4 protein-coding genes are annotated in these 6,248 nt (G+C 60.6%); 2 read left to right on the forward strand and 2 right to left on the reverse strand.

The genetic code is table 11. The annotated features are described in order from the left end of the window. Window positions 1-287 precede the first annotated feature (287 nt). Together HMPREF2890_RS06815 and HMPREF2890_RS06820 are read left to right on the forward strand one after the other, a co-directional pair. Window positions 288-518 carry a hypothetical protein gene (locus HMPREF2890_RS06815; protein ID WP_148130713.1) on the forward strand — a complete coding sequence of 77 codons (231 nt, stop codon included), beginning with the start codon at window positions 288-290 and terminating at the stop codon, window positions 516-518. 3 nt (window positions 519-521) lie between these two features. Continuing rightward, on the forward strand, window positions 522-2,735 hold the full coding sequence (locus HMPREF2890_RS06820; protein WP_070466931.1) for a RelA/SpoT family protein: 2,214 nt from the start codon (window positions 522-524) through the stop codon (window positions 2,733-2,735). A gap of 306 nt (window positions 2,736-3,041) precedes the next feature. Here HMPREF2890_RS06820 and HMPREF2890_RS06825 read toward each other — a convergent pair whose 3' ends face one another. Continuing rightward, window positions 3,042-3,515 (reverse strand): hypothetical protein, encoded by a 474-nt coding sequence (locus tag HMPREF2890_RS06825; protein WP_070466934.1) that lies wholly within the window; start codon window positions 3,513-3,515, stop codon window positions 3,042-3,044. A 36-nt stretch (window positions 3,516-3,551) separates the two neighbouring features. Then, entirely contained in the window at window positions 3,552-6,191 is a 2,640-nt protein-coding gene (locus HMPREF2890_RS06830; RefSeq protein ID WP_070466936.1) for a valine--tRNA ligase, read from the reverse strand. Window positions 6,192-6,248: the final 57 nt, after the last annotated feature.

Consider the following 6,248-nt stretch of genomic DNA (forward strand, 5'->3'; position numbering starts at 1 on the left):
CACGACCCCGCCAGGGTGTCGCTCGTAATGGTGATCGTTAGAGGGACCGACACCCTGGCGGGGTCGTTTATCCCAAAATACATCCTCGTTTCCCCGGGGTCTTCGGCACTTCGTGCCTCGACCACCGGGCTAGGCATAACGGACCCCTACCGGGGTCCTCTGCAGTATCGTCACCTGGGGACCGACACCCTGGCGGCGTCGTATTGGAGTATTTGCGCTATATTTACAGACAAGGGGGACGGAGAGGCACGCCTTCGCTTTCCCCTCCACTATAGCTGTACGTGATCATGAGCAAGAATAATAATACTACCCTTCCCACGCTGATAGCGGGTGTCGTCGCTATCCTATCCATCGTGGGGCTCCTCAGGGCGACTAATTGGCTGGTCTTCTGGATTTCCATCGGTCTCCTCGCTGTCTCGCTGATCGTGATGGTCCTCCTTGTGCTCAGGCCGAGGCGGGTCCGTCGCGCTGACTACGAGCGACGGGTCTCCGATCGCATGGCTCACCGGGATCGCTAAGCCATGTACCGTCATCGCGCCATATCGTACGAGAGCAGCTTCGGCGAGATCCTCAGGTACCTCTTGGCACTGGATCATGGCCTCTCGCGGGAGCAGATCCACTGCGTGCTGGAGGTGCTGAGACGCTCCTTTGACCGTGGTGCTTACGAGGCGAAGAGCATCGATAGCCTCAAGACGCAGCTCCTCACCGCTGTCTCTGCCGTTGAGGAGATCGGTCTCCACTCCACCTCCCTCCTTGCCATCCTCCTCTGGCGTCCGCTCAGCTGCGGCGTGGTGACGGAGGAGCAGATCGAGCAGAGCTTCGGCGCCGACACCGCTCACCTGGACCGCCTGCTCCTCCGTGTCTGCGAGGTGTACGACCCGACGGAGGTGATGACGAGCGACAATCTCGGGCGCTTCCTCCTCTCCTTTGCCGAGGACGTGCGGATCATCCTGATCTTGATAGCGGACCGGCTGGTTCGGCTGAGGCTGGCCGGTCATCTCCTCGGCGAGGAGGAGCAGCGGGTGCTCTCCGACGAGGTGCACACCATCTTTGCCCCCTATGCGCACCGCATGGGACTCTATGCGGTCAAGAGCGAGATGGACGACCTGGCGCTGAAGTACACCGACCGCAAGGCTTACACCTATATCAAGGAGAAACTGGCCCAGACAAAGGATGCTCGCGACGCTTACATCGCCGCCTTTATCGAGCCGGTGGAGAAGCGGCTGAGGGAGGCGGGGCTGAGGTTTCATATCAAGGGCAGGACCAAGTCCATCTCCTCCATTCACCACAAGCTCCAGGTGCAGAAGTGCGCCTTTGAGCAGATCTACGACCTCTTTGCCATCCGCATCATCCTCGACTCGGAACCCAAGGATGAGAAGGGCGACTGCTGGCACGTCTACTCTATCGTCACCGACATGTACCAGCCCAATCCCAAGCGGCTCAAGGACTGGATCTCAATCCCGAAGAGCAACGGCTATCAGAGCCTTCACATCACCGTGATGGGGCCCGACCACCGCTGGGTGGAGGTGCAGATACGGACCGAACGGATGGATGAGATCGCCGAGCGAGGACTGGCGGCGCACTGGCGATACAAGGGGATCAAGAGTGAGACCGGGCTGGATGACCTGATGACGGAGGCGCGCCGTGTCCTCGAGATGGGGGATAAGCTCCCCGAGGACGAGGTGATCAAGGACTTCCGGATGGATCTCTACGATGAGGAGGTGTACGTCTTTACCCCCAAGGGGGAGGTGCTGCAGCTGCCCAAGGGCGCCACGGTACTTGACTTCGCCTTCTCCATCCATACCAATGTCGGCAGCCACTGCGTCTCCGCCCGCGTCAATGGGCGCAATGTGGGGCTGCGCTATGTGCTGCAGAATGGCGACTCCGTCAGCGTCATCACCTCCGACAGCCAGGCTCCTAAGGCGGACTGGCTCGACATCGCCCAGACCTCGAGGGCGAAGAGCAAGATCCGCAGCTACCTCCGCAATAAGGACGAGGAGCGGGTGGCACTCGCACGGGAGGACCTGCAGCGAAAGATCCGTAACCGGAAGCTGGAGTGGGACGAGGGTGAATTTGCCCGACTCATGAAGCGGCACGGCTACAAGGGCGAGAGCGACTTCCTCCTCGCTGTGGCGGACGGGCGCTACGAGGTCAATCAGGTGCTCGATGACTACAAGGCACTCCTCGAGGAGCGCACCGAGAGTGCCAAGGAGAGTAGGCCAAAGGTCTCGGCAGAGGACTACGAGCGGGAGACGGAGCTGGAGCAGCTCTCCACGGCGGATAAGGATGTGATCCTCATCGATGGCAAGCTCACCGGCATCGACTACGAGCTGGCGCAGTGCTGCCACCCGATCTATGGCGACCGGATCTTTGCCTACGCCTCCCGCACCGGCATGAGGATCCACAGCTATGACTGCCCCAATGCCACCGACCTCTTCACCCGCTACAGCTACCGCATCCACAAGGCGGAGTGGGCGGGCATCGCCGCCGACAGGGCCGCCCGAGAGGTGACGCTCAGGGTCGTCGGTGAGGACGACATCGCAGTGGTCAATAATATCTCCACCCGGATAGGGCTGGAGAAGGGGGTTAAGCTCAAGAACTTCCGCATCGAGTCCAATGACGGGCTCTTCCTTGGCTTCTTTACCCTCTATGCGGATGATGAGCGGTCGCTCAAGCAGCTTGTCCGACTCATCCGGCAGGCGAAGGGGGTGAAGTCCGTCGACCGCATCGAGTAAATCAAGTACCCCGTCTCTGCTGCCTTATCGGACGAGTCGGACAAGTCGGACGAATTGGACAGCGCAGGAGACACCTGGTCTTTGCCAAGGAGGCCCGCCCCACCTGATGCGCTGCCTTATCGGACGAGTCGGACGAGTCGGACGGGTCGGACAGCGCAATAGACACATAGGATTGGACAAGGAGGTCTGCCCGCCTGACGATCCCGAAGGGGCATAGCCCCGGAGGGATCATCGTCGTTTAGCCCGGGTGTCGAGGCACGAAGTGCCGAAGACCCCGGGATCACTTGATTTGTTGGGCGGGTCGCCCTATGCCTCCTTCCGGAGGAGCTCTGTCAAGAAGAGGTCCAGCTCCTCGCTCGCTCCCTTGAGGAGCTTGTCGTGCCGGATCCCGTCCCAGGTGCTGTCGCTGTGGGAGTAGAGTGTCTTGTCCTTAGCCCCGCCACTCTGGTAGACGATCGTGACATCCATCGCAAAGGGGTGTTGCTCAAAGAATCCTGCCGCCGCCAACCGCCGGAGTGCCTCTCGGACGGTCAGGAGAGCCTCCTGCTCCGTCACCACGGCACGCTCCCCATCCTCGGAGAGCCAGCCATAGACCACCTCGCTCTCGCTCTGACCACTATCTGAGGAGAGGAGGATCTCCCCCTCGACGAGGTCAAAGGAGGTGATCACCTTGTGGACCGACAGACAGCCACCCGTCAGCAGAGTCTCGCGGAAGTGACCGAAAAACTCCGCCACGATAGCGGCGGTACTCATCACCTTGTCATGGATCTCTGACTCCATATCGTGCTTGCTTCGATTACTTGGGGGAGGGATGGCTTACTGCTGCTGCTCGAGGAGGTCGAGACGCTCTTGGGCGCTCTTCAGCTTCTCCGTCGCATCGGAGACCTTCTTCCGCTCCATATCGACGACAGCCTGCGGGGCGTTGTTGACAAAGCCCGGGTTGCTCAGCTTCTTCTCTATCCCGGCTATAAATCCGGTGTAGTGCTTGATGTCCTTCCTCAGCTTCTCGATCTCGCCCGAGATGTCGATCAGCCCGCGGAAGGGGACGCCATAGACGGTCGTCTCCACGAGGAAAGTCTCCACCTCAGCGTCTCCGCTCGTCGGTGCGACGGTGAAGTCGGAGATATTGGCGAGCTTGCGGATCACCGCCTTGGAGGCATCGCTCAGGCGATCCTCCGGCATCAGCAGCTCCACCGCCTCGCGGGGTGATACGCCGTGGTGGGCGCGCAGTCCGCGGACGCCGGTGATGATGTCGCTCGAGAGCGCCATCTGGTGGAGGATCTCCCGGTCAGGCTCCGACTCGGCAGGCAGCTGCTGCGTCATGATGCTCTCCCCGTCTGCGCGGTCGACAAGGTTTTGCCACAGCTCCTCGGTGATGAAGGGCATAAAGGGGTGCAGGAGGAGTAGCAGCTGCTCGAGATAGCCCTTCGTGGCGGTAAGTGTCGCACTGTCGATCGGCTTGCCGTAGTCCGGCTTCACCAGCTCGAGGTAGGTGCCGGAGAAGTCGTCCTTGACCACGCGGTAGAGCAGCATCATCGCATCACTGATGCGGTACTTGGCGAAGTGGTCGTCGAGCGTCTTGCGGGTGTCGCTCAGCACCTCCGCAAACCACCGCACGGCAGCCGCCTGAGCAGCACTCTGCTGCGCAGCCTCGCTCTCCTGCCAACCCTGTACGAGGCGGTACGAATTCCAGATCTTATTGCTGAAGTTGCGCCCCTGCTCGCACATAGACTCATCGAAGAGGATGTCGTTGCCGGCATTGGTGCAGCTCATCAGCCCCATCCGGACGCCATCGGCACCATACTCCTTGATCAGCAGGAGTGGGTCCGGGCTGTTGCCCAGCTGCTTACTCATCTTGCGTCCCTGGTGATCGCGGACGATGCCGGTGAGGTAGACATCCCCGAAGGGCTTCTGCCCCATATACTCATACCCTGCCATGATCATGCGGGCGACCCAGAAGAAGAGGATGTCCGGTCCGGAGACGAGGGTCGAGGTGGGGTAGTAGTACCGGAGCTCCGCATTCTCCGGATCCTTGATCGGATTGGCGAAGACGCTCATCGGCCAGAGCCAGGAGGAGAACCAGGTGTCCAGCGTGTCCTCGTCCTGCTTCAGGTCAGCGTCGGTGAGGGCGGGGTCGATCTTGTGAGCCTCCTCGAGCGCCACGGCACGGCTCTCCCCGACGACGATCTGCCCATCAGGCAGGTAGTAGGCGGGGATGCGGTGCCCCCAGTAGAGCTGACGGGAGATATTCCAGTCGTGGATATTCTCCATCCAGTGGGCGTAGATGCTCTTAAACTTTGGCGGCACCAGGCTCACCTCGTCCTTCATCACCGCCTCGTAGGCCGGCTTGACGAAGTGATCCATCCGGAGGAACCACTGGGTGGAGAGCTTCGGCTCGATCGGCACATCGGTCCGCTCGGAGAAGCCGACCGTATTGTCGTAGTCCTCCACGTGGTCCATCGCCCCGATCTCCTCCAGCTCTTGGGCAAAAGCGTCCCGCACCTCGAAGCGGTCGCGACCCTCGTATTTGCCCCCAAAGCCATTCAGCGTACCGTCGTCATTGAAGACGTCGTACTTAGGCAGGTGATACCGCTCACCGATGGCGTAGTCGTTGATGTCGTGACAGGGAGTGATCTTGAGGCAACCGGTACCGAAGTCTATGTCCACGTAGTCATCCATGATGATCGGGATCTCGCGACCCACACCCGGCACGATGACATGCTTGCCCCGGAGGTGGGTGTACCGCTCGTCGGAGGGATTGATGCAGACCGCCGCATCGCCAAAGATCGTCTCCGGGCGGGTCGTCGCCACGAGGACATACTGCTCCGGATCCTCCACGATGGTGTAGCGGACGTAGTAGAGCTTGGAGTGCTCCGCCTTATGGATCACCTCCTCATCGGAGATCGCCGTCTTGGCTGCCGGATCCCAATTCACCATCCGTATGCCGCGGTAGATCAGCCCCTTGCGGTAGAGGTCGCAGAAGACATCATTCACAGTCTCGCTTCGCTGCTCATCCATGGTGAAGGCGAGGCGATCCCAGTCGCAGGAGGCGCCGATCTTCTTGAGCTGGCTGATGATGATCCCGCCATGCTCATGCGTCCAGTCCCACACCTCGTCGAGGAATTGCTCGCGCGTGAGGTCGCTCTTCTTGACCCCCTGCTTCGCCAGCTTAGCCACCACCTTCGCCTCCGTGGCTATGGAGGCGTGATCTGTGCCGGGGACCCAGCAGGCGTTGAAGCCGGTCATCCGTGCCCGGCGGACGAGGATGTCCTGGAGGGTGTTATTGAGCATATGCCCCATATGGAGCACGCCGGTGACGTTGGGCGGGGGGATGACGACGGTGTAGGGAGGTCTATTGTCCGGATGAGAGGCGAAGAGCTTATGCTCCGTCCAGTATCCATACCACTTATCCTCCACCTGGGAGGGATCGTACTTAGCGCTTAATTCGTGCGACATATCTCGTCTGTAGTTATCTGTCTTTAGGAGACCTTTGCATAATACCCCATCTGCGGC

Origin of the sequence: Porphyromonas sp. HMSC065F10, assembly GCF_001808555.1 — a bacterium.
In the GTDB taxonomy this organism is placed as follows: domain Bacteria; phylum Bacteroidota; class Bacteroidia; order Bacteroidales; family Porphyromonadaceae; genus Porphyromonas_A.